This is a genomic window from Salinisphaera sp. C84B14, assembly GCF_040361435.1.
Classification (GTDB): domain Bacteria; phylum Pseudomonadota; class Gammaproteobacteria; order Nevskiales; family Salinisphaeraceae; genus Salinisphaera.
On sequence record NZ_APNL01000009.1, the window covers coordinates 104,918 to 125,068 of the forward strand.

22 protein-coding genes are annotated in these 20,151 nt (G+C 64.2%); 12 read left to right on the forward strand and 10 right to left on the reverse strand.

Going from position 1 to position 20,151, the window contains the following annotated elements:
- Positions 1–50: 50 nt before the first annotated feature.
- Positions 51–1,037: a YhdH/YhfP family quinone oxidoreductase gene (locus C84B14_RS09790; protein WP_353223731.1), complete on the reverse strand. Its 987-nt coding sequence runs from the start codon at positions 1,035–1,037 to the stop codon at positions 51–53.
- 130 nt (positions 1,038–1,167) lie between these two features.
- On the opposite strand from C84B14_RS09790, the gene C84B14_RS09795 reads away from it, so the two are divergent.
- From C84B14_RS09795 to C84B14_RS09805, 3 genes are all read left to right on the forward strand, one after another.
- Positions 1,168–1,386 (forward strand): dodecin, encoded by a 219-nt coding sequence (locus C84B14_RS09795; protein ID WP_293626725.1) that lies wholly within the window; start codon positions 1,168–1,170, stop codon positions 1,384–1,386.
- A 43-nt stretch (positions 1,387–1,429) separates the two neighbouring features.
- A complete protein-coding gene (gene pdxH / locus C84B14_RS09800; protein WP_353223815.1) occupies positions 1,430–2,074 on the forward strand; it encodes a pyridoxamine 5'-phosphate oxidase in 645 nt (214 codons plus the stop codon).
- 291 nt (positions 2,075–2,365) lie between these two features.
- Entirely contained in the window at positions 2,366–3,325 is a 960-nt protein-coding gene (locus tag C84B14_RS09805) for a L,D-transpeptidase family protein (RefSeq protein ID WP_353223733.1), read from the forward strand.
- 109 nt (positions 3,326–3,434) lie between these two features.
- Here the strand turns inward: C84B14_RS09805 and C84B14_RS09810 are convergent, their stop codons facing one another.
- Complete coding sequence (locus C84B14_RS09810; RefSeq protein WP_006914525.1) at positions 3,435–3,689, reverse strand: Lpp/OprI family alanine-zipper lipoprotein; 255 nt, start codon at positions 3,687–3,689, stop codon at positions 3,435–3,437.
- A gap of 183 nt (positions 3,690–3,872) precedes the next feature.
- Between C84B14_RS09810 and C84B14_RS09815 the strand changes: the two genes are divergently transcribed.
- Complete coding sequence (locus C84B14_RS09815; protein WP_353223735.1) at positions 3,873–4,994, forward strand: enoyl-CoA hydratase/isomerase family protein; 1,122 nt, start codon at positions 3,873–3,875, stop codon at positions 4,992–4,994.
- A gap of 365 nt (positions 4,995–5,359) precedes the next feature.
- On the opposite strand, the gene C84B14_RS09820 is transcribed toward C84B14_RS09815, so the two are convergent.
- Entirely contained in the window at positions 5,360–5,740 is a 381-nt protein-coding gene (locus C84B14_RS09820) for a hypothetical protein (protein WP_353223737.1), read from the reverse strand.
- Positions 5,741–5,901: 161 nt separating this feature from the next.
- On the opposite strand from C84B14_RS09820, the gene C84B14_RS09825 reads away from it, so the two are divergent.
- Positions 5,902–6,348, forward strand: a complete 447-nt coding sequence (locus C84B14_RS09825; protein ID WP_353223739.1) for an SRPBCC family protein — start codon at positions 5,902–5,904, stop codon at positions 6,346–6,348.
- Positions 6,349–6,499: 151 nt separating this feature from the next.
- On the opposite strand, the gene mscL is transcribed toward C84B14_RS09825, so the two are convergent.
- From mscL to C84B14_RS09840, 3 genes are all read right to left on the reverse strand, one after another.
- Positions 6,500–6,919, reverse strand: a complete 420-nt coding sequence (gene mscL, locus C84B14_RS09830) for a large-conductance mechanosensitive channel protein MscL (protein ID WP_348764765.1) — start codon at positions 6,917–6,919, stop codon at positions 6,500–6,502.
- 75 nt (positions 6,920–6,994) lie between these two features.
- Positions 6,995–7,414, reverse strand: a complete 420-nt coding sequence (locus C84B14_RS09835; RefSeq protein WP_353223741.1) for a hypothetical protein — start codon at positions 7,412–7,414, stop codon at positions 6,995–6,997.
- Positions 7,415–7,419: 5 nt separating this feature from the next.
- Positions 7,420–8,190, reverse strand: a complete 771-nt coding sequence (locus C84B14_RS09840; RefSeq protein WP_353223743.1) for a glutathione S-transferase N-terminal domain-containing protein — start codon at positions 8,188–8,190, stop codon at positions 7,420–7,422.
- 140 nt (positions 8,191–8,330) lie between these two features.
- Between C84B14_RS09840 and queA the strand changes: the two genes are divergently transcribed.
- Positions 8,331–9,359 (forward strand): tRNA preQ1(34) S-adenosylmethionine ribosyltransferase-isomerase QueA, encoded by a 1,029-nt coding sequence (gene queA, locus C84B14_RS09845; protein WP_353223745.1) that lies wholly within the window; start codon positions 8,331–8,333, stop codon positions 9,357–9,359.
- 6 nt (positions 9,360–9,365) lie between these two features.
- On the opposite strand, the gene C84B14_RS09850 is transcribed toward queA, so the two are convergent.
- Entirely contained in the window at positions 9,366–10,160 is a 795-nt protein-coding gene (locus C84B14_RS09850; protein WP_353223747.1) for a DUF1206 domain-containing protein, read from the reverse strand.
- Between the two features lie 98 nt (positions 10,161–10,258).
- On the opposite strand from C84B14_RS09850, the gene C84B14_RS09855 reads away from it, so the two are divergent.
- Positions 10,259–11,134: a phosphatase PAP2 family protein gene (locus tag C84B14_RS09855; protein WP_353223748.1), complete on the forward strand. Its 876-nt coding sequence runs from the start codon at positions 10,259–10,261 to the stop codon at positions 11,132–11,134.
- Between the two features lie 39 nt (positions 11,135–11,173).
- Here C84B14_RS09855 and C84B14_RS09860 read toward each other — a convergent pair whose 3' ends face one another.
- Positions 11,174–12,961, reverse strand: a complete 1,788-nt coding sequence (locus C84B14_RS09860; protein ID WP_353223750.1) for a monovalent cation:proton antiporter-2 (CPA2) family protein — start codon at positions 12,959–12,961, stop codon at positions 11,174–11,176.
- A gap of 206 nt (positions 12,962–13,167) precedes the next feature.
- Between C84B14_RS09860 and C84B14_RS09865 the strand changes: the two genes are divergently transcribed.
- Together C84B14_RS09865 and C84B14_RS09870 are read left to right on the forward strand one after the other, a co-directional pair.
- A complete protein-coding gene (locus C84B14_RS09865; protein ID WP_353223752.1) occupies positions 13,168–14,472 on the forward strand; it encodes an alpha-hydroxy-acid oxidizing protein in 1,305 nt (434 codons plus the stop codon).
- Positions 14,473–14,483: 11 nt separating this feature from the next.
- A complete protein-coding gene (locus C84B14_RS09870) occupies positions 14,484–14,774 on the forward strand; it encodes a DUF3301 domain-containing protein (protein WP_353223754.1) in 291 nt (96 codons plus the stop codon).
- 9 nt (positions 14,775–14,783) lie between these two features.
- On the opposite strand, the gene C84B14_RS09875 is transcribed toward C84B14_RS09870, so the two are convergent.
- Positions 14,784–15,359 carry a glutathione S-transferase family protein gene (locus tag C84B14_RS09875; protein ID WP_353223755.1) on the reverse strand — a complete coding sequence of 192 codons (576 nt, stop codon included), beginning with the start codon at positions 15,357–15,359 and terminating at the stop codon, positions 14,784–14,786.
- Positions 15,360–15,457: 98 nt separating this feature from the next.
- Here C84B14_RS09875 and C84B14_RS09880 point away from each other — a divergent pair, with 98 nt between their 5' ends.
- The 3 genes from C84B14_RS09880 to C84B14_RS09890 all read left to right on the forward strand — a co-directional run bounded on the left by C84B14_RS09880 (position 15,458) and on the right by C84B14_RS09890 (position 18,828).
- The gene (locus C84B14_RS09880) at positions 15,458–15,949 is read left to right on the forward strand and encodes an acyl-CoA thioesterase (RefSeq protein WP_348764755.1); all 492 of its coding nucleotides are present in this window, start codon (positions 15,458–15,460) and stop codon (positions 15,947–15,949) included.
- A 109-nt stretch (positions 15,950–16,058) separates the two neighbouring features.
- Positions 16,059–17,669, forward strand: coding sequence for an OpgD/OpgG family glucan biosynthesis protein (locus C84B14_RS09885; protein ID WP_353223757.1), 1,611 nt, complete (start codon positions 16,059–16,061; stop codon positions 17,667–17,669).
- 94 nt (positions 17,670–17,763) lie between these two features.
- A complete protein-coding gene (locus C84B14_RS09890; protein WP_353223759.1) occupies positions 17,764–18,828 on the forward strand; it encodes an Lnb N-terminal periplasmic domain-containing protein in 1,065 nt (354 codons plus the stop codon).
- Between the two features lie 47 nt (positions 18,829–18,875).
- Here the strand turns inward: C84B14_RS09890 and C84B14_RS09895 are convergent, their stop codons facing one another.
- Positions 18,876–20,084, reverse strand: coding sequence for a GGDEF domain-containing protein (locus tag C84B14_RS09895; protein ID WP_353223761.1), 1,209 nt, complete (start codon positions 20,082–20,084; stop codon positions 18,876–18,878).
- Between the last annotated feature and the right edge of the window lie 67 nt (positions 20,085–20,151).

Below are 20,151 nucleotides of genomic sequence, written 5' to 3' on the forward strand. Positions count from 1 at the left end.
CCCGAAACTCCTGGGATTGTTCTTGAATCGACGTGTGGCTTGCGCCGTTTTCAGGCCTGGATATCGACCACCGTGCGGCCGGTGTTCTCACCCGCCATAATGGTGTCGCACACGCCGTGAACGTCGGCCAAGCCTACGGTTTGGTTCGCGATGGTGTCCAGATGCGCGGGCTTCTGGGCGCCGGAGAGATTGCCCCAGATTTCCTTGCGCCAGGCGTTCGGGCATTCCACCGAATGAATGCCCAGCAGCGATACGCCGCGCAGGATGAACGGCATCACCGTGGTCGACAGCTTGGGCCCGCCGGCCAGGCCGATCGCGGCCACGTTTCCGTAGGGCTGGACCTGGGCCACGATATTGGCGAGCAGATCGCCGCCGACCGCATCGATCGCGCCGGCATAGACCGGTTTGCCCAGGGGCTTGCCTTCGAGATCGAGCGCGTCCGGGGTGATCACATCGGTCGCGCCGAGCTGCTTGAGAAAGTCGCCTTCGGCGTCGGCCTTGCGCGAGACGGCCACTACTTCATAGCCGGCCTGAGCGAGAATATCGATCGCGAACATGCCCACGCCGCCGGTCGCGCCGGTCACCAGCACGGGGCCGTCCTCGGGTTTCTGAAAGTTGTCGGTCATGCGCTTGACCGCCATGCCCGCGGTGAAGCCCGCGGTGCCGAGCGCCATGGTCTGCCAGAGCGTCAGTCCCTCGGGCTTTTTGACCACGCATTCGGCGGGGATACGCACGTACTCGGCCAGCCCGCCATCGCGGGTTTCGCTCATGAACCAGCCGGTGACGACCACTTCGTCGCCGGGCGAAAAGCGCTCGTCCTCGCTGGATTCGACCACGCCGGCGACATCGATGCCGGCATTGAGCGGACGCTTGCGCGCGATCTTGCCCTTGCCGGTGATCGCCAGCGCGTCCTTGAAATTGAGCGAGGAGTAATGCGACTTGATGACGACATTGCCTTCGCTGAGCTCGTTGAGCTCCATGTCGGTGATGTCGGCGCGGGTGCCGTTGTCGGTATCGACGATGCGCAGTGCTTTCATTTTTGGCCTGTTCGTGACTAAGAACTCAGGCCGCCGTTTGTATCATATTGAACGACTGTTCGCCGTCGCTTGAGGCCTTGCCGGCTCGGGCGTAGGCTTGCCGGGGTTCAATTTCCAACGAGAACGATCTATGAGCGACAACGTATACAAATCCGTGGAACTGACCGGCTCTTCGGAAACCAGCCAGGAAGACGCCGTGCGCAAGGCCATCGCCGAAGCCTCGAAGACGATCGCGAACATGCGCTGGTTCCAGGTCACCGGCGTGCGCGGCCATATCGAGAACAACGAGGTCGCCCATTGGCAGGTCTCGGTGAAGGTCGGCTTCACCCTCGAAGACAAGGCCGGCTAACCACTGCTACGGGAGTTGGAGCGTGAATAAAGGACCCGACTCGATGACCGACGACGCTCCAAGCCCGTGGCAGGGCGAGCTCGACCGGCGCGATCTCATTGAAGAGAACGCGCCGGTCGATCCGCTGACCCTGTTCGACGACTGGTATGGCCTGGCCCAGCAGGCGGCCATGGTCGAACCGACCGCCATGACCCTGGCCACGGTCGATGCCAGCGGTCGTCCGTCGGCGCGCATCGTGTTGCTCAAGGGCTTCGATGCCCAGGGTTTTCGCTTCTATACCAATTACCTCAGCCGCAAGGGCGAGGCGCTGGCCGCGCATCCACAGGCCGCACTCGTGTTCTGGTGGGAAGCGCTCGAACGTCAGGTGCGTATCGAAGGTCGGGTACACAAGCTCGATGCCAGCGCATCGGATACGTATTTCGCGCGTCGCTCGCGCGGCAGCCGGCTGGGCGCGCACGCTTCGCCGCAAAGCCGGGTGATTGCCGACCGGGCCGAGCTCGAACAGCGCGTGGTGGATGTCGAAGCCCGCTTTGCCGAACAGGATGTGCCCCGCCCGGATCACTGGGGTGGCTATGCGCTAGTGCCCGATATGTACGAATTCTGGCAGGCACGTCGTAGCCGCCTGCACGACCGGCTGCGTTATCAGCGCAGCGGCGACCGCTGGCAGATCGATCGGCTCGCGCCCTAGCGCCTGTCGGCACGGGCTAACCCCAAACGAATAACGATCGGTCGGCGGCCAAGCCACGGCAATCCGGCGTCATGGTTCATGGGTTGGCTCGCTTACCTGATGCAACCACGCGCCACTCGCGATGCCTTGTCTTGCCGCGGCTTGGTCGCCGATGCGACGGCTTATCTCGCCACGACAGGCCCTGGCAGCCGTGGCTTCGTGCGCGACTGCGACCGGCCGAATTCGGTACAGTCTGCAGTTGCATGGACCGAATGCCGATATCGGTCGTACCGCTTTGATGGAACTGATGCTATGACTTTGTCCGCGCGCCTACGCCGGTATTCCCTTCTGAGTTTTGCGCTGGCCGTACTGGGCTTCGGCCTTGCCACGAGCGCCGCCCATGCCGCGATTTACGATATGCCGCCCGAAGGCTCGGATGTGGTCGGCAAGCTCCAGCACATCAAGACCGAGGAAGACGACACCTTCGTCAAACTCGCGCGCCGCTATAACGTGGGTTATCGCGAGCTGCGGCTGTCCAACCCCGACGTGGACCCATGGCTGCCCGGCGACGGCACGCCCATGGTGATCCCCACCCGCTACGTGCTGCCCAACGTGGCGCGCAAGGGCATCGTCATCAACATCCCGGAAATGCGGCTGTATTACTTCCCGCCCGAGGGCAGCGAATACGCCGGCAAGGTGGTGACCTACCCGCTGGGTATCGGCCGCGAAGGCTGGTCCACGCCGCTGGCGAAAACCACGGTTGTCCGCAAGAAGGCGGATCCGACCTGGACACCGCCCGCCTCGATTCGCGCGGAACATGAAAAGGCAGGCGATACGCTGCCCGCGGTCGTGCCCGCCGGGCCGGACAATCCGCTCGGCCAGCATGCGCTTTATCTGGGGCTGCCCTCGTACCTGCTGCACGGCACCAACAAACCGGCCGGTATCGGCCTGAAGGTGTCGCACGGCTGTATCCGGCTCTATCCGGAAGATATCGCGTCGCTGTTCGCGCTGGTGCCCACGGGCACGCCGGTGAATATCATCAGCGAACCGTACAAGATCGGCTGGGAAGGCAATACGCTGTTTATCGAATCGCACCCGCCGGATGCCAACGGCGATGCGCCGGTGCGTTCCTTTACGCCCTGGGTCGAAAGCCTGATTTCGGCGACGGCCGATCATCCCAAGGCGCCGATCGACTGGGATCGCGCCCAGGCCGTGGTCGAAAAAGCCGACGGCATGCCGGAACCGATCGGCGTGACCGTCGAACAACGCTAGCGGCTCAGTCTGGCGCGACCATCGTGTCGCGCTACCGGACAAAAAAAACCCCGCGCTAAGGCGGGGTTTTTCACGCGACGGCGCTCAGGCCGCCGTCGTTCGCGAACGCTTACTTGCGCTGCGAGGACTCGAACATACGCTCGATGCGCTGCGAGTTCGCCTGGCTGGCGGACTTGGCTTCCTGCGCCGTCTGCATGGCGCGGTTGGCCGTGCGCTGCGCTTCGTTGGCGGTCGACTGCGCGGATTCGGCCTTACGCATGGCCTGGTCAACACTGGACTGCATGCCATCGGAGCTGCTCGCGCAACCAGCAGCAGCAGCAACAACACCAACAACAAACGCGGATTTCAGCAGCGTCTTGGTCATAATAAGACTCCTGTCTTTCATTTCTTTCATATAAGGCCAGGCAAACCGCCTGACAGGGCGTCTATAAGCTATCACAGCCATACACTTTTGTAGATCATATTCTGCAGCCGAAAACAAATTCTTGTGCATGCGCGTATTCCGCGCGAGCATGCGCGCCCGACCAGCCCGGCTAAGAGATTGCCCATGACAGATGCCGCCATTCTTTTCGACGAGGTCGTGAGCACCAACGGCAAGCGCATCGGCCACGTTACGCTCAATAACACGAGCGCACTCAACGCCTTGAGCCTGGACATGCTCGAGCCGCTGTACAAGCAGCTGACCGCCTGGGATGCCGACACCGAAATCGCCGCGATCTTCATCGACGCCAGCGGCGAAAAGGCCTTCTGCGCAGGCGGCGATATCGTGTCGCTCTACAAGGGCATGACCGGGCAGGGCGATCCGGATTATCCCGACCGTTTCTTCACTCTCGAATACCGGCTGTGCCACGCGATCCATATGCTCGCCACGCCCTGTATCGCCTGGGGCAATGGCCTGATCATGGGCGGCGGCATGGGCGTGTTCTCGGCGGCCTCACATCGGATTGTCACCGCAGCCTCGACCCTGTCGATGCCGGAAATCAAGATTGGCCTTTTTCCCGACTGTGCGGCCACCTGGTTTTTCAACCGCCTGCCCACACGACTCGGCCTGTTCGTCGCCCTGACCGGCGCCACGCTCGGCGCCCAGGACGCACTGGTAGCAGGCCTGGCCGATCGCGCCATCGACCACGCCGCCAAACAGACCGTCTTCGATGCCCTGACGCGTATCACCGACTGGAACCAGCCGCATGCCGCGGTCGATCGCGTGCTGCGCCAGCATGCCCGGGAACAGCCGGCGGGCCTGGGCGAATCGAAACTGCTCGAACACGCCATGACCATTCGCGACGCCACCGATGCCGCCACCCTGGCCGGTATCGTCGCCGGCATTCGCAAACTCGCAGACGCCGAGGATCCATGGCTGATCGAAGCGGCTAGCAACGTAGAAAACGGTTGCCCGGTGACCGCCCACCTGATCTATCGCCAGCTGCGCGACGGCCGCTATCTGTCGCTCAAGCAGGCCGTGATGCGCGAACTCAAGATGGCATTGCAGTGCTGTCGCCACCCGGATTTCGCCGAAGGCGTACGCGCGCTGCTGGTCGACAAGGACCGCGAGCCGCAATGGATCTTCGAATCGGTGGCCGCCGTGCCCAGCGAGTATGTCGACGCCCATTTCCGTGCCCCCTGGGACGGCGACCACCCGCTGCGCGACCTGCCGGACGTAAAGCCCTGAAGCGACGGCGGGTTTGATTCAACACGCAGCCGCACAATTTTCGTCGCGCGGCAGTGGGTTCTAGGCCGAACGGTTTCTTCTTAACCGCAGATCAGCAAAGATTCGCGCAGATCGATCTACAGGTTTGCAGGCCACCACGTTGGCGACTGTGCTGCGTTTGAAATGCGGCATGCGACTGAACCCCCGACATGCGCTTTGCCGGAGTTACTTATCCAATCTGCGTGAATCCGCGTCGGTCTGCGGATAAAGGCCTTCCATGTAACCGTTGCCGTCGCTATCCAAGCCACGCGCCGCGGCGCTACGGCCTGTAGCGGTCATGGGCTGGCCCGTCGCGATGCCCACGGGCCACGCTCAACCCACTCGAATCAGCGCTCGTTCTGCGATGCCGGCTGGCAATAGGTCGCGCTGGCGTCGCCGCTGCCGTCCTGAATCGGCACTTCGCGCGAGCCTTCTCGGGCACGGCATTCAGCCTGACGACGCGACGTTTCGGCGCGCAGACGCTCCTGCTCCAGCCGATAGGCCTGGCGCGCGTTCTGTAGCCGTTCGATATCGGTGGAGAGGGTATTCGCATCGCGATTGTTGCCGGCGCCGGGGCGTCGCGGCTCGGCTACGGCGTCGAAGGCATCGACCGGTTCGTCGAGCACGCTGGGCTGGGCCGGCTTCGGATCGCTGGCACAGGCCGTCATCAGCAGGCATGCACCAGCGGCGGCCGAGATCGTCCAGGCGCGCAGGTATGGAATGGCCATCACGTTCCCCCAAGAATGTTTGTGGACAAAAAGTCTAGAACAAAACGCGGCTTATGGGGGCCCTGTCGACTAAGGGTCGATGTCATCTGCATAAGCGGGGCGCACCTCGCGCATGCCGAAAAGCGATAAGATGGCGTTTCGGATTGAGCCCGCGAGTTCTCATGCAGAAGCTTCACGTCGCCCAGGTCTTTGCCGTCGATGCCGCGACCGCTTTCGATGTGGTCAGCGATCATGCCGGCTATGTCAGCCTGCCCGGTGTTCGCCATGCCTGGCTGCGCCGCGCCGGCGACCATCACCGCGACGGCGTCAACGCCGAGCGCGTACTCGACCTGGGCGTGGCCCGAATCGTCGAGCGCATCACCGAATACGAGCCCGCCAGCGCGCTGGGCTATCGCATCATTTCGTCGCCCCTGCCCATCGTGCACCACGGCGCGCGCCTGACGTTCGAGCCGCTTGCGGGCAGCACGCCGCATACCCGCGTGCACTGGCGCTCGACCCTGGAGGCGATCACGCCCCTGGTCGGCCGCGGCGTGGAGTTCGCCGTGGCCCGTCAAATGGCGGTGGCCTATCGGCTGGCGTTGATGATCTGGGCCCGGCGGCTGCGCTAGGGCGTGTCAGCCAGGGCGCGGGCCGCCGAGCGTGGCGGGCCCACGGTCAAGGTCCGCCAGCGGCATGGCGCGTCCGGCGCGGGCAACCCCAAAGAATAACGATCGGTCGACGGCCAAGCCGATGCGCCGCCTTATCTTATGACGGCACGCCCTAGGGCCGGTCCTGGGCGTTGCGCTCGCGCAGGGCGTCGCGGATTTCGGTGAGCAGCGTTTCCTGCACCGAGGGCGCCGGCGGCGCGCTGGGCGCTTCGGCTTCCTTGCGCTTGAGTGAGTTGATGGCCCGCACCACCAGGAAAATCGCGAAGGCGACGATCACGAAACTGATGACAGTCTGAATGAATACGCCGTAGTTGAGCGTCACCGCCGGCGTGTCGCCGACCGCCTGACGCAAGGTCACGCTCAGACCCGAGAAGTCGACGCCGCCGATCAGCAGGCCCAGCGGCGGGGAAATGATATCGGCGACCAGCGACGACACGATTTTGCCGAACGCGGTCCCGATGACCAGACCCACGGCCAGATCAATGACGTTGCCGCGTACGGCAAATGCCTTGAACTCACTCAAAAAACCCATGATTCGCTCCGGTTCTTGCAACGCATATGCGTTGGCGCGAATCATAGTCGGTGGCTTGGCCGCGCGGTAGCTTCCTTATTCCCAGCCGATCGGCTCGTAGCCCTGCTCGGCCAGACAACGGTTCACATAGGCCCGATAGACCGGCGCCGGATCGTTGCGATCGAACATGCCGCGAATCAGCCCGGCGGTCGCACCGCCGGCCGCACCGGCGATCGCGCCGCGGGTGGCGCTGCCATAAATGGCACCGCCGACGGCACCGCCCGCACCGCCAATGGCGCCGCTTTCGGCGGTACGCCGGGCCACGTTGCCCTTGGAATAATCCAGGCCGGCCGCATCGGCACGTTGCATGCAAGCCTCGATCGCCTGATTACCGGCCGTTTCGCCGCGCTGCTGCAGGGTCGAGTTGGGGTAGAGCACCGGTTTCTGGCTGGCACAGCCTGCAAGCGCCAGCAGCGCCGCCATGCCCAGCCCGAAACGCCATATCTTTGTTTGCATCGCGGTTATCTCGCTTGGCTACCGTAGGTCGTATGCAGATAGCGCACGATATCGGCAGATTCGTACATGCGCGTATCGGTATTGGGGTCGATAAGATAAGGCACCTGCAGGCGTCCAGTTTCTTCCTGCATGGCCTTGCGATTACGCCCTTCGACCGGCGTATCGGCAAAAAACTTCTCGCGTACCCAGGGCGGGCCCATATCGGCGTTGACCGCCTTGCCCATGTTGCGCAGCACATAGGCAAGCTCCAACTCGCAGAGCGCTTCGCGCACGATGCGTGAAAACGGGCTGGATTCGAAGCTGTAGAGCTCCAGCGGCTGTGCCGGCGACGTGACCGCGCCAGCGCGCGCATTCGTGCCGGCAAACCCACGCAGCGCGCTCGCCGCGCTGGACCCTACCTGAGCGCGCAGGCCCGGCGCTTTCGCTTCGCGACGATGGCCGGTGCCATAGTTCTGGCGCAGATGGGCGATGATGTCGGCCGACTCGTAGAGCACATCCCCGGTGTTGTCGTCCACCAGCAACGGGAACTGGGCCCGCCCGCCAATGCGCTCGGCCTCTGGCCGCCAGCGCGTGCCGCCGCGGGGGCAGGGATGAATGATCGCGTCCAGGTCGAGTTCGGTGAGCGCTTCGCGCACCAACCGACAGAACGGGCAACCTTCGTATTCGTAGAGTTTGAGCATTGTTTCCGGCTGACGCGATGTGCGTGCCGCCTTGGTGCCACGCCAACCGCGGGCCGTGCTCGCGAGCGTGGACGTGAGTGCATTGATCAACTGCATCCCGGCGTCTCTTTGCGTCTGAAAGATGTATTTTACGCCGCTTTGCGTAAACGAAGCTGAACGCCGCGACTTGTCGCCGCGCGCGCTGCTGGCCAGAATCCACGGCCCGCGCCACTCTCTGCACGAATCGGGCCGATACGATGGACAAGTACGACTTCGACTACGACCTGCCGGCTACAGCCATCGCCCAGCAGCCGCTGGCCGAGCGCAGCGCCTCGAAGCTGCTCAGCCTCGACCGGCACACGGGCGCGCTCATCGACGGCCGAATCGGGCAGCTGGTCGATCGCCTGGCGCCCGGCGATCTGCTCGTGTTCAACGATACGCGCGTGATCGCGGCACGCCTGTTCGGCCATAAGGCCAGCGGCGGCGCGGTCGAAGTGATGCTCGAGCGCATCCTCGATTCGACCCGTATTTCAGCCAAGATCCGAGCCAACAAGCCGCCGCGGGCGGGCAGCGTGATCGAAATTGGCGCTACAACGCTACAGGTCGACGCCCGCGAAGGCGAGCTGTATACCCTGGCGCAGACCGGCGGCGACAGCATTGCCGACATGCTCGACACGCACGGCCACGTGCCGCTCCCACCCTATATCCGGCGTGAGGACACAGCGGCCGATCGCAGCCGTTACCAGACGGTCTGGGCACGCCATGACGGCGCCGTGGCCGCGCCTACCGCGGGGCTGCATTTCGATAAGGCCCTGCTGGCCGCGCTCGAACAACGCGGCGTCGAATTCGGCTATGCCACGCTGCATGTGGGTTCCGGCACCTACCAGCGCCTGCGCGAGGGCGATCTGGCCGATCAGCGCCTGCACGCCGAACGCGTGCACGTACCGGCCGTGCTATGCGAGCAGATCGCGGCCGCCAAGGCACGCGGCGCACGCGTGGTGGCGGTTGGCACCACCGTGGTGCGCAGCCTGGAAAGTGCGGCCCGCCAGGCCGGCAGCGAAGGCCGGATCGCCCCCTTCGAGGGCGAAACCGCGCTGTTTCTCAAACCCGGCGACGCCTTTCACGTGGTCGATGCCATGGTCACCAATTTTCACGAGCCGCAGTCGAGCCTGCTGATGCTGGTCAGTGCCTTTGCCGGGCGCGACAACGTATTCGCCGCCTACGACCATGCCAAGCGCTCGGGCTATCGGTTTCTCAGCTACGGCGATGCCATGTTCATCGGCTAGGAAACGCTAGACGGCACGTCCCAGGCCCACGCGCCGTACCCAGGCTTCGATCAGGCTGTAGGCGCCGAAGGCGAGTACGCCAGCGCCCAATGCACCAAGCAGCACCCGACCGTAGTTCTGCTGCTGCACCCAGAGCATCACCCCTTCGATGCCCCGTGCTTCGGAGGCATCGAGCGTGAGCGCGGCGTTGATGACGAACGCGCCGATGCCCACGAACAACAGCCCGCGTGCAATCAGCCCCACCCGGCTGACCGGGTCGATCCAGCGCATCATCGCGGGCGAGGCGTCGAACCAGCGCCGGAAACCGGCGGTCCAGCCCTTGTGGATATGCGCGATGCCGGCCCCGGCGATGATCACGCCGCCGAGAATGACCAGCGCCGGGCCAAACGGCCAATCCAGAGTGCGCGATACCGCGCTCTGTACCGGCTTGCTGGAACTGTCGCTCAGGCGCATGGCGATCTGAACACAGCCATAGGCCAGCGATGCATGCATGATCGCGCTCACCAGCAGGCCGACGCGTACCACCAGGCCACCCGGCTTCCAGCCGTGGCCGTCCACGTCGAGCGACGTCTGCACCAGCCGCCAGACACTGTAGGCGGCCAGGCCGAGGGCCAGCCCGATCAAGGCGATCTGCCCCCCGGAGTGGTTGCTGATTTCGCGCATCGCGCCGCGTACATCGCGGGCCTGTTCGAACTCCAGCGCCGCGTTGATGGCGAGCAGGCCGACGGTCACATAGACCAGTCCGCGTGCGGCATAGCCGATACGTGCAATCCAGCGCACGCCGGCACGGGTATAAGTCATTCATTCACCCTTTCGAGCCCGTTGAGCTCATGGATTTACGTCACATCCCTGTAACACCGTCGGTATACTCGCCCCACGCTTAAACGCCCGGTCTTCCCATGACGCCATTGCCATTCTGGCAACTGTTGCTCGGCTTTGCCTGCCTGCTGATGGTCGGCCATATCGTGGCCTGGTGGATATGGCGCGCGTTGGAGTTTTCCGGACCGCGCCTGGGCCGGGGCCTCACCGGCCTGGCGTATCGACGCAAGTTCCTGGCCAGCTTGCAACGCCGGGCGCCGAAAACGACGCGCATAGTCGGTGCACGCCTGAGCGTCGATCGATTTTCCGGCCTGCCACTGACCCTGTTCGTCGCGCTCGCACTATATCTGATCGTACTCGCCGCGGGCCTGCTCGAAGACCTGTTCGAAGGCGAAGAACTCGTTCAGTTCGACCAGCACGTCAACGAAGCACTAGCCGTACTGCGCGATCCGAGCTTTCTCAAGCTCGTGAACGGCATTACCTCGTTGGCCAACCTGGAAACGCTGGTGGCGATCACGATCGTCTCCATCGGCTTTTTGTGGGCGCATCGGCGTTTCAGTTATATCCCGGGGCTGCTGCTTACCGTGATCGGCTCGCAGTCGATCGCCTATATCGGCAAATACGCCATCGACCGCGACCGCCCCGATTTTCTCACCTTCGCCAGCGCCAGCACGCCGTCGTTTCCCAGCGGCCACGCCACCGGCGCGATCGCGGTCTACGGCTTCATCATCTATGCCATCGCCCGCGATATGCCCGGCGTGCGCCGGCGCTTCGAGCTGGGCTACTGGGGCTGTGCGCTGATCGCCTCGATCGCCGCCAGCCGGGCGATTCTGTCGGTGCATTTCGCCAGCGACATCGCCGCCGGCCTCCTGGTAGGCGGCTTCTGGCTGCTATCGGGTTTTGCGCTTACCGAGTACCTGCGCCAGCGCAATGGCGACCTGTTGAGCGCGCGCTAAACCCAAGCGGCGCGCGCCATCGCGGCGCGGCCGAGAACGCTATTTTTCGTCCGGATGTTCGGCCGCATCGCGCTCGAACTGCTCCTCGAGCTCCTGCGCGGCCTCCATGACCAGCTTGGCATAGCGGGTTTCGTCGTCGGCCGCTTCGTAATGCTCGAACAACCGTTTTTCGTCGTGGCTGCGAAACAGGCGCTTGGCGCGATGGATTTCATCGGACTTCAAACCGAGCATGCGCATAGCGTCGCCCGCCAGTTCCAGACTGGACAGGAACGTCTCGCGCTGGAGCACGGTGATGCCCAGATCCATCAGCTCGTAGGCATGGCGACGATTGCGTGCCCGCGCGATGATCTTGAGATGCGGAAAATGCTCGCGCACGGCCCGCGCGGTCGCCAGCGACGCCTCGCGGTTGCCGATGGCCAGCACGAACACCTTGGCTTCCTCGGCCTTGGCAGCACGCAACAGCTCCAGGCGCGAGGCGTCGCCGTAATAGACCTTGTTGCCGTACTTGCGTACGAAATCCACTTGATGAACGTTGATTTCGAGCGCGGTGAAGCCGATATGCTTGGCGCGCAGCATGCGGGCAACGATCTGGCCTACACGGCCAAACCCCGCGATCAGTACCGGATGCTCGGAGCCGTCCGGCGTATCGAAGGTCGGCTCGCTCTTGGGCGTACGCCAGTCGTTGTAGTAGGCCACCAGCTTCACGAACAGCGGCGTGAGCACCATCGACAGGGTGACCGTAGCCACCAGCAGATCGGCCTCGGCCTGTACGAACAGACCACCGGCCACCGCCGTCGACAGAATCACGAAAGCGAACTCACCGCCCTGGGGCAAAAACGCCGCCAGGCCCCGCGATGCGCTCCAGCTCAAACGGTGACGCCGGGCGAGAATGAACAGAATGGCGGCCTTGATGCCGATCAGCCCCAGCGTCAGGCCCAGCAGGAATAGCGGCTGGGCCGCGATCAGCCCCAGGTTGATCGACATGCCCACGGCAATGAAGAACAACCCCAGCAGCAGATCCTTGAACGGGTCGACGTTGGCCTCGAGTTCGTGGCGATATTCCGAATCGGCCAGCAGCACGCCGGCCACGAAGGCGCCAAGCGCCACCGAAATACCGGTGGCGTTCATCACCACCGCCGTGCCCACCACGATGAGCAGGGTCATGGCGGTGAATATCTCGGGCATGCGCGTGGCCGCCACCAGCCGGAAAATCGGGCGCAGCAGATAATGGCCGCCTACCACCATCGCGGCCATCACCAGCGCGATCTTGGTGGTTTCCCAGAGCGCGCCCAGAAAACTCACCGATTCGCTGCCGGAAGACAACAGCGGCAGAAGCGCCAGAATGGGGATTACGGCCAGATCCTGAAACAGCAGGATGGCGAATGCCGCGCGACCGTGCTTTGCAGTCAGCTCACCGCGCTCGGCCAGCAGCTGTAGAGCGAACGCCGTGGACGACAGCGCCAGGGCCAGACCGGCCACGATGGCGGGGGCGACCGGCAGATCCAGCAGCAGCGAGGCAGCCAGCGCCAGCGCGGCCGCACTCAGCGCCACCTGCATGCCGCCCAGACCGATGATCGTCTTGCGCAGCGCCCAAAGGCGTCTGGGCTGCATTTCCAGGCCGATGATGAACAACAGCAGCACGACGCCGAATTCGGCGATATGCAGTACATCCTCGACTTCGCTGATCAGCCCCAGACACCAGGGGCCGATAACGACACCGGCGCCCAGATAGCCCAGCACCGAACCCAGACCCAGACGTTGGGCGATCGGCACCGCAATCACGGCCGCGGCTAGAAAGATCGCGATTTCCTCGAGTAACGGCTCCACCCTGACTCCCTGTCGCTCGCCGCTATGGCGATACTTTTTGGCTCGACGTTGAAAACGGCCCGACACGCCGGCCGGCTCGAAACCGCTCAATCATAGCGTAGGCATGAACGCATGGAACCGCCAGCGCTGCCCGCCTGCAACGACGCAACCCGACAGGCGCCGCAGTTGCTAAGCTCGGCCCAAGACCCAGCGAAACCCGAGCGACCATGAGTCAAACCACGCCCGCCACCGGGGCGGTTGCCCGCCAACAGGCGATCTATAGCGCGGGCATGTCCGGCAGCCGACCCACCGTGCCGACCGACTACGCCGCGCTGGAGGCCGCCGCCGAAAAAGCCATGTCCGAAGAAGGCTATGCCTATATCGCAGGCGGCGCCGGGCGCGAATCCACAATGGCCGCCAACCGACGCGCCTTCGAGCGCTGGCGTATCGTGCCGCGCATGCTGCGCGATGTGGCAACACGCGACACGTCGATCGAACTGTTCGGGCGACGCCTGGCCAGCCCGTTCCTTCTGTGCCCGATCGGCGTGCTGGAAATGGCCCATGCCGGGGCCGATATCGCGGTCGCACGCGCGGCGGCGGCACGCGGCGTGCCGATGCTTTTCTCCAATCAGGCCAGCCGGTCGATGGAGGATTGCACCGCGGCCATGCAGCAGCTGCAGGCTGACGCGCCGCGCTGGTTCCAGCTGTACTGGTCGAAGTCCGATGCGCTGGTGGAATCGCTGGTCGCGCGGGCCGAGGCCTGTGGCTGCGAGGCGCTCGTGGTCACGCTCGACACCACCCTGCTGGGCTGGCGATCGCGCGATCTGGACCTGGCCCATCTGCCGTTTCTGCTGGGCCAGGGCATCGCCCAGTACACCTCGGACCCGGTCTTTCGGGCCAGCTTGTCCGCGGTGCCGGACGACGGTCCGCGCCCGAAGATCAACACGCGCACGCTGCGCAACGTGATCGCGGCGGCCCGTCATTACCCTGGTTCGAGCCTGCGGGCGCTCACCAGCGGCCAGGCGTTGGCCGCGGTACGCCAGTTCATCGCCACCTATTCGCGCCCGAACATCACCTGGGCGGATCTGGCCTGGCTGCGCCAGCGCACCAAGCTGCCGATCGTGCTCAAGGGCGTTCTCGACGGCGACGACGCCCGGCTGGCGGTCGAACACGGCATCGACGGCCTGATTGTTTCCAACCACGGCGGCCGCCAGGTCGACGGCGCCCGTGCGAGCCTGGATGCACTGCCCGAAATCGTCGCCGCAGCGCCGCAGCTGCCGGTGATTATGGATTCCGGCATCCGCGGCGGCGCGGATGTGTTCAAGGCGCTGGCGCTTGGCGCACGTGCGGTGGGCATCGGCCGGCCGTACGCCTACGGGCTGGCGATCGACGGCGAAGCGGGCGTGGGCCAGGTTCTGGACAACCTGGCCGCCGATTTCGAGCTGACCATGGCGCTGGCCGGCTGTCGCGACATCGATGCGATCCGGTCCGGCACGACCCGGCTCGTGCGCGACGACGACGTCGCGGGCTGAATCGGCGCGCGATGTTCGAGTTCTTTCCCTGGCTGATCGGGCTGGCGCTGGTCGCGCTGTTCTGGTGGCAGTCGCTGGGCGCGCGCTGGGCGGCCCGTCGGGCGGCGCTGGCGGCCTGCGAGAACGCGGACGTAACGTTCATCGACGAACTGGCCTTTCAGCGCATATCGCTGGCGCGCGGCGCGCTCAAACGCCGCTATCGCTTCGAGTTCTACCGCCGCGGCGACCGCCGCTATGCCGGCTATGTGGATATGCACGGCCAGCGCGTGGCCCATATCGAGATGGAGCCGTACCCGCTGTGATCGCGGCGCCTATCCCGCCTGGCGCGGATCGGTTTCGGCCACCATCGGCTTGTCCTTGAAGCGCGCCTTGAGTTCGAGCAAAGGCGCGTGGCCCGAGAAATCAAACAGCTGGCGTAGTTCCGCCCAGTCGATCAGGCAGTACAGACAGATGCTCGGATAGTGCCAGTCATCGAATGCCCCTTCGGCGGCCATGGCGGACAGGGCATCGATGGAGCGCTCGATACGCTCGTGCTGCAGGCTGTAGAACATGATATCGCTGTCGGTGGCCAGGCCCGACTTCTTGGACAGGGCGATGGTCACCATCGAGTCGTTGGCGGCATCGATGAGCGTGAGCTGGTTCTCCTGCGCCCAGGACAGCTCCGTAAAGCCCATCTTCGGCGACAGATAGCGCGCGATCACGCGCGAGTCGTATACCGACTGCTGCTCGTCGATGAGCATCGGGATCTTGAGCGCCGGATTGTTGCGACGCAGTTCGTCGCGGTCGGCACCGTAGATATCCAGACTGGCGAACTCGTAGTCGCTGCCGCCCAGCATCAACCGTATGCGGCGAACATAGGGCGAAGTCGACGAACCGATGAGTTTCATGGGCAGGCCTCGTCTGCGGCGTGCGAAATAGGCCCCCAGTCTACAACCTTGTCCCGCTCCGGCTAGACTAGGCCCCAAAGCCTTCAATTTCCGAGCGCATGAGCCATACGCCCGACGCCGAGATTACCCTGCGTTTTCTGGCCGAACCTTCCGACGTCAATTTCGGCGGCAACGTGCATGGCGGTAACGTCATGAAATGGATCGATCATGCCGGCTATACCTGTGCCGCCAACTGGAGCTCGGCCTACTGCGTGACGGTATACGTGGGCGGCATTCGCTTTCTCAAACCGATCAGCGTGGGCGATCTGGTCGAACTCAAGGCCGAACTCATGCATACGGGTCGTACCAGCATGCATATTTCGGTAAGCGTGCATGCCCGCAATCCGCGCGACCGGCAGCGACGCTTCACCACCCACTGCATCCTGGTGTTCGTGGCCCTGGGCGACGACGGCAAGCCCGTGAACGTACCGACCTTCGAGCCGATCAGCGATCAGAGTAAACGCTTGAATGCCTATGCCAAACGCATGATCGAGCTGCGCGAACAGCTGCGCGCCGAGTCCCAATCCTTTCTCGACGTCATGGACGGCTGACCCTCATCACACAGCGAACGCCGGGGCCACGCGTGCTGGCGCCGACGCGCTCGGCGGAACCCTCGGCGTCGCCGTCTGTCTTGTCTTTCGAATTCACGAAGAGTGCCCCATGAATCGACGTAACCTGTTGAAGGCATCGATGGCGTTAACCGCCCTCGGGCTGCCCGCCTTCCCGGCGTTTGCCCACGCTGCGAGAACCGACCCGAGCGGCGAGCCGTTCGATTTCGATCGCCTCAAACAGCGGGCCAAGGAACTCGCCGGCCGGCCCTACCGTGACAACGCAGAAACGCTGCCGCCCACGCTGGCTAATCTCGAGCCGCTGAAATATCAGCAGATTCAGTACGATCCCAAATACGCCATCTGGCGCGACGCGCCCGATACCGACATGACCCTGCGTTTTTTCCATGTCGGCATGCAGTTCAACCTGCCCGTGCGCATGCACGTGATCGACCCGGATACCCAGCACGCCCACGAAGTGCATTTCGATCCAAAGCGTTTCAGCTACGACGGCTCGGGCATCGATCAGGCCCAGCTCAAGGGCCACGATTTCGGCTATGCCGGCTTCAAGCTCATGCGCGATAACGACGCCAGCGCCACCCACGAGGCCGGCGCGTTTCTGGGCGCGAGCTATTTTCGCTTTCTCGACAAGAACAACCAGTACGGCATTTCCGCGCGCGGCCTGGCGATCGATACCGCCACCGAGCAGACGGAGGAATTCCCGGATTTCGTGGCGTTCTGGTTCGAACAGCCGCACGACGACCAGCAGGCTATCGTCTATGCGCTGCTCGACTCGCCGGCCGTCGCCGGCGCCTATCGCTTCAAGATCGACCTGACCGAGCAGGGCACGGTCATGGACATCGACATGGAGCTGCATACCCGCCACCAGATCGGCCGCCTGGGCATTGCCCCCATGACCAGCATGTTCCTCAAGGGCACCAGCCAGGCCCAGGCTCGCGATACGATTCATCCCCAGATCCACGATTCCGACCGCCTGGAAATGTGGCGCGGCAACGGCGAGTGGGTGTGCCGGCCGCTGTTCAACCCGAAGACCCTGCAATACAACGCCTTTCCCGACGAGAATCCGCGCGGCTTCGGGCTCGTTCAGCACGATCACGATTTCGACAACTATCGCGACGACGTGGCCTGGTACAACCGCCGCCCGAGCCTCTGGGTGGAGCCGACCAGCGACTGGGGCAAGGGTCAGATCGCGCTGTTCGAGCTGCCGACCGTGGGCGAGACGGTCGACAACATCGGTGCGTTCTGGATTCCCGACGAACCGGTAACCGGCAACCAACAGCTCAATTTCAGCTACAAGCTGTACTGGCTGCCGCTGCCGCCGGTCGCGCCCACGCTGGCCCAGGTGGAAAAGACCTGGTCGGGCATGGGCAACGTGCCGGAAGGCTGGATTCCGGGCGATCGCTCGCCCTCGGAGTACGCGCGCCGCTTCGCGGTGGACTTCGTCGGCGACCCGCTCGACGAGCTGCCCGGCGATACCCAGGTGGAAGTGCAGGTCGAAGTCTCGCGCGGCAAGCTGGGCATGGTCCAGGCCCGCCGCTTCGAACCGATCAAGGGTTATCGCGCCATCTTCGACTGGGTGCCCGACAGCCGTTCTGACGAAGCGGTATCGATTCGGCTGTACCTGCGCGCCGGCGACCGACCGCTTACCGAAACCTGGCTCTACCAGTGGGTGCCACCGAAATCCGACGAACGCTACTACTAGAGGGACTCATCGTCTGCGACGCCGACCGCCCAAGATATAGCCTGCCGCGCCTGCCCCACGGCGTGGCGCGCAGCCGGCACATACCGCGGCGGCCATGAAGACGCTGCTGTTATCGCTGCTGTTATCGCTACTCTGGCGCGTGCCGTTGGCGCTTGCGGTGCTGCTGGGCAGCGGCTGGGGCGCGCTGGCGCTTTATTTCCGCGGCCCGGAAAGCCTGGCGCTGCGCGTGCTGTTGATCACGCTCTGGCTTCTGCCCGCGCTGGCGGCGCTGCTCGGCATCGCGCTGGTCCGCTCGGGACCGTTGGCCCTGGCCGGCCCGGCACTGTTCGCCTTCGTGGCCCTCGTGCTGGGGCTGTGGTGGCATACGATCACGCCCAGCCACGAGCGCGACTGGGCCCCCGACGTCGCCCGCCTGCTGCACGCCACGCGCGAGGGCGATATCGTCACCCTCGATAACGTACGCAACTTCGAGTGGCGCACTCGCGAGGATTTCGATGCCCACTGGGAAAGCCGCCGGTACGATCTGTCCGAGCTCGAGAGCGCCGATCTGATCGTGTCCTACTGGATGGGCCCGACGATCGCCCACACGCTGGTCAGCTTCGGCTTTACCGACGGCCGCCATCTGGTGTTCTCGGTCGAGGTCCGGCGTACCCGCGGCCAGAGCTTCTCGGCGATCGGCGGCTTCTTTCGTCAATCCGAGCTGGTGCTGGTCGCCGCCGACGAGCGCGACATCATCCGTACGCGCAGCAATGCGCGCGGTGAATCGGTCTATCTGTATTCGGTGGCGCTGTCGCCGGCGGCCATGCGTTCACTGTTCGAAGCCTACCTCGACGAAGCCGACCAGCTCGAAGACGCGCCGCGCTTCTACAACACGCTGACCTCAAACTGCACGACCATCGTCTACGACATGGTCAAACGCATCGTGCCGGGCCTGCCCTGGGATTACCGCCTGCTGGCTTCGGGCTATCTACCCGACTACATCTACGACCTGGGCGCACTGAATACACACTACCCGCTAGCCGAACTCGAACGCCGTGGCCATATCAATACGCGAGCGCTCGCCTCGGATCGCGATGGTCATTCGACATCGGAGTTCTCCCGGGCGATTCGCCGGGGCGTGCCGACCGCCCGAATCGAGACCGGCGACGACATCCGCTAAGGCGGAGCACGGCCGCAAGACGCGCTGATCGCTTACCCGCGGTTCGTCTAAGGCGCTCTGGAAGGCGCGAAAGCGCCGCCCTTGAACGTTGCCGTGGCCTGGCCCGGCGGCTCGGCAGCCCCGCGAACCTGGTCCCGACCGGCCTGTTTCGCCTGGTACATCGCCGCATCTGCGTTCTGAATGAGCGTATCGATCTCGGGGGTCTGCTCGGCGACCGGCCGGTAACTGGCCACGCCGATGCTGACCGTTATCTGCAGTGCCCGCTCGCCATCCGGCCACCCGTCGAAGGCCGTATCCCGCACCGCGCGTCTTATGCGCTCGGCCGCGATCAGAGCCGCGCGGTGGGAGGTTTCGGGCATGAGCACCACGAACTCCTCGCCGCCATAGCGTGCAATGAGGTCGACCCCGCGCATGTCCGGCGCGATGGCATGGGCCACATGACACAGCGCTGCGTCGCCGATGGCATGGCCGTAGGTATCGTTGATGCGTTTGAAGTGGTCGATATCGATGAAGAGCAGGCTCAGGCGCCGCTGGCTGCGACGATGGGTTTCAAGAATGCGCTCGCTCTCGATGAAGAAGCGGCGCCGGTTGGCCAGCCCGGTCAATTCGTCGGTCACCGCCAGCCGCTCCACGTGCCGGCGGTAGACGGATACGCGCCAGTAGAGATATTCGCAGAGCAACTGGATGCCCACGATCGGCACGAAACCCATCCATACGTAGGCGTTGTATATGCCCCAGTCGAGCCCGGCGCTGACGCCCAGCGACGCCACCACCATCGGAAATACCGTGATACACGCCAGGCTGGAAACCGCGAAACGAATCGACTGACCCACCAGCAGGAACGGCAGGAAGATGAAAAAGTAGAGAAAGCCGCCGATGCCGTACTCGGCCCCGTTCTGCAGGCGCGACAACACGAGAATGAACGTGAACGACACCACCAGAGGCATGGATACAGCAGCGATCCTCGCCAATCGCGCCCGGATATCGTTCCAACTTGCCGCCAGCCAGACAAACAGCGCCAGCGATTCGATAAGCCGCAGCCTGATCGTATGGCGAGCGTTGACCGGGTCGATCGCATGATCCCAGATCACGGTTGTAGACAGGAAAACGGCCGTGATCAGAAGCGCGATACGGGTGAACAAGCGAAAGTCGTTTGCCTTGGCGACGAGATAGTCCGTGCTATGGACATCGCCCAACCACCGCACGAGCGCGCGCCATCCGGCTAAGCCCTGCTCGATTCGACCGCCCTGGCTCATGGCCCCTCCCGGTGCTGCCGCCTGCTCGGGCGGCCAACCCCATCATTGTATCGAAGCAGGGTAATCG

Bases quoted from the DNA above. Each gene is read 5' to 3' on its own strand.
- C84B14_RS09790 (WP_353223731.1), bottom strand. From the start codon at position 1,037: ATGAAAGCACTGCGCATCGTCGATACCGACAACGGCACCCGCGCCGAC.
- C84B14_RS09795 (WP_293626725.1), top strand. From the start codon at position 1,168: ATGAGCGACAACGTATACAAATCCGTGGAACTGACCGGCTCTTCGGAA.
- pdxH (WP_353223815.1), top strand. From the start codon at position 1,430: ATGACCGACGACGCTCCAAGCCCGTGGCAGGGCGAGCTCGACCGGCGC.
- C84B14_RS09805 (WP_353223733.1), top strand. From the start codon at position 2,366: ATGACTTTGTCCGCGCGCCTACGCCGGTATTCCCTTCTGAGTTTTGCG.
- C84B14_RS09810 (WP_006914525.1), bottom strand. From the start codon at position 3,689: ATGACCAAGACGCTGCTGAAATCCGCGTTTGTTGTTGGTGTTGTTGCT.
- C84B14_RS09815 (WP_353223735.1), top strand. From the start codon at position 3,873: ATGACAGATGCCGCCATTCTTTTCGACGAGGTCGTGAGCACCAACGGC.
- C84B14_RS09820 (WP_353223737.1), bottom strand. From the start codon at position 5,740: ATGGCCATTCCATACCTGCGCGCCTGGACGATCTCGGCCGCCGCTGGT.
- C84B14_RS09825 (WP_353223739.1), top strand. From the start codon at position 5,902: ATGCAGAAGCTTCACGTCGCCCAGGTCTTTGCCGTCGATGCCGCGACC.
- mscL (WP_348764765.1), bottom strand. From the start codon at position 6,919: ATGGGTTTTTTGAGTGAGTTCAAGGCATTTGCCGTACGCGGCAACGTC.
- C84B14_RS09835 (WP_353223741.1), bottom strand. From the start codon at position 7,414: ATGCAAACAAAGATATGGCGTTTCGGGCTGGGCATGGCGGCGCTGCTG.
- C84B14_RS09840 (WP_353223743.1), bottom strand. From the start codon at position 8,190: ATGCAGTTGATCAATGCACTCACGTCCACGCTCGCGAGCACGGCCCGC.
- queA (WP_353223745.1), top strand. From the start codon at position 8,331: ATGGACAAGTACGACTTCGACTACGACCTGCCGGCTACAGCCATCGCC.
- C84B14_RS09850 (WP_353223747.1), bottom strand. From the start codon at position 10,160: ATGACTTATACCCGTGCCGGCGTGCGCTGGATTGCACGTATCGGCTAT.
- C84B14_RS09855 (WP_353223748.1), top strand. From the start codon at position 10,259: ATGACGCCATTGCCATTCTGGCAACTGTTGCTCGGCTTTGCCTGCCTG.
- C84B14_RS09865 (WP_353223752.1), top strand. From the start codon at position 13,168: ATGAGTCAAACCACGCCCGCCACCGGGGCGGTTGCCCGCCAACAGGCG.
- C84B14_RS09870 (WP_353223754.1), top strand. From the start codon at position 14,484: ATGTTCGAGTTCTTTCCCTGGCTGATCGGGCTGGCGCTGGTCGCGCTG.
- C84B14_RS09875 (WP_353223755.1), bottom strand. From the start codon at position 15,359: ATGAAACTCATCGGTTCGTCGACTTCGCCCTATGTTCGCCGCATACGG.
- C84B14_RS09880 (WP_348764755.1), top strand. From the start codon at position 15,458: ATGAGCCATACGCCCGACGCCGAGATTACCCTGCGTTTTCTGGCCGAA.
- C84B14_RS09885 (WP_353223757.1), top strand. From the start codon at position 16,059: ATGAATCGACGTAACCTGTTGAAGGCATCGATGGCGTTAACCGCCCTC.
- C84B14_RS09890 (WP_353223759.1), top strand. From the start codon at position 17,764: ATGAAGACGCTGCTGTTATCGCTGCTGTTATCGCTACTCTGGCGCGTG.
- C84B14_RS09895 (WP_353223761.1), bottom strand. From the start codon at position 20,084: ATGAGCCAGGGCGGTCGAATCGAGCAGGGCTTAGCCGGATGGCGCGCG.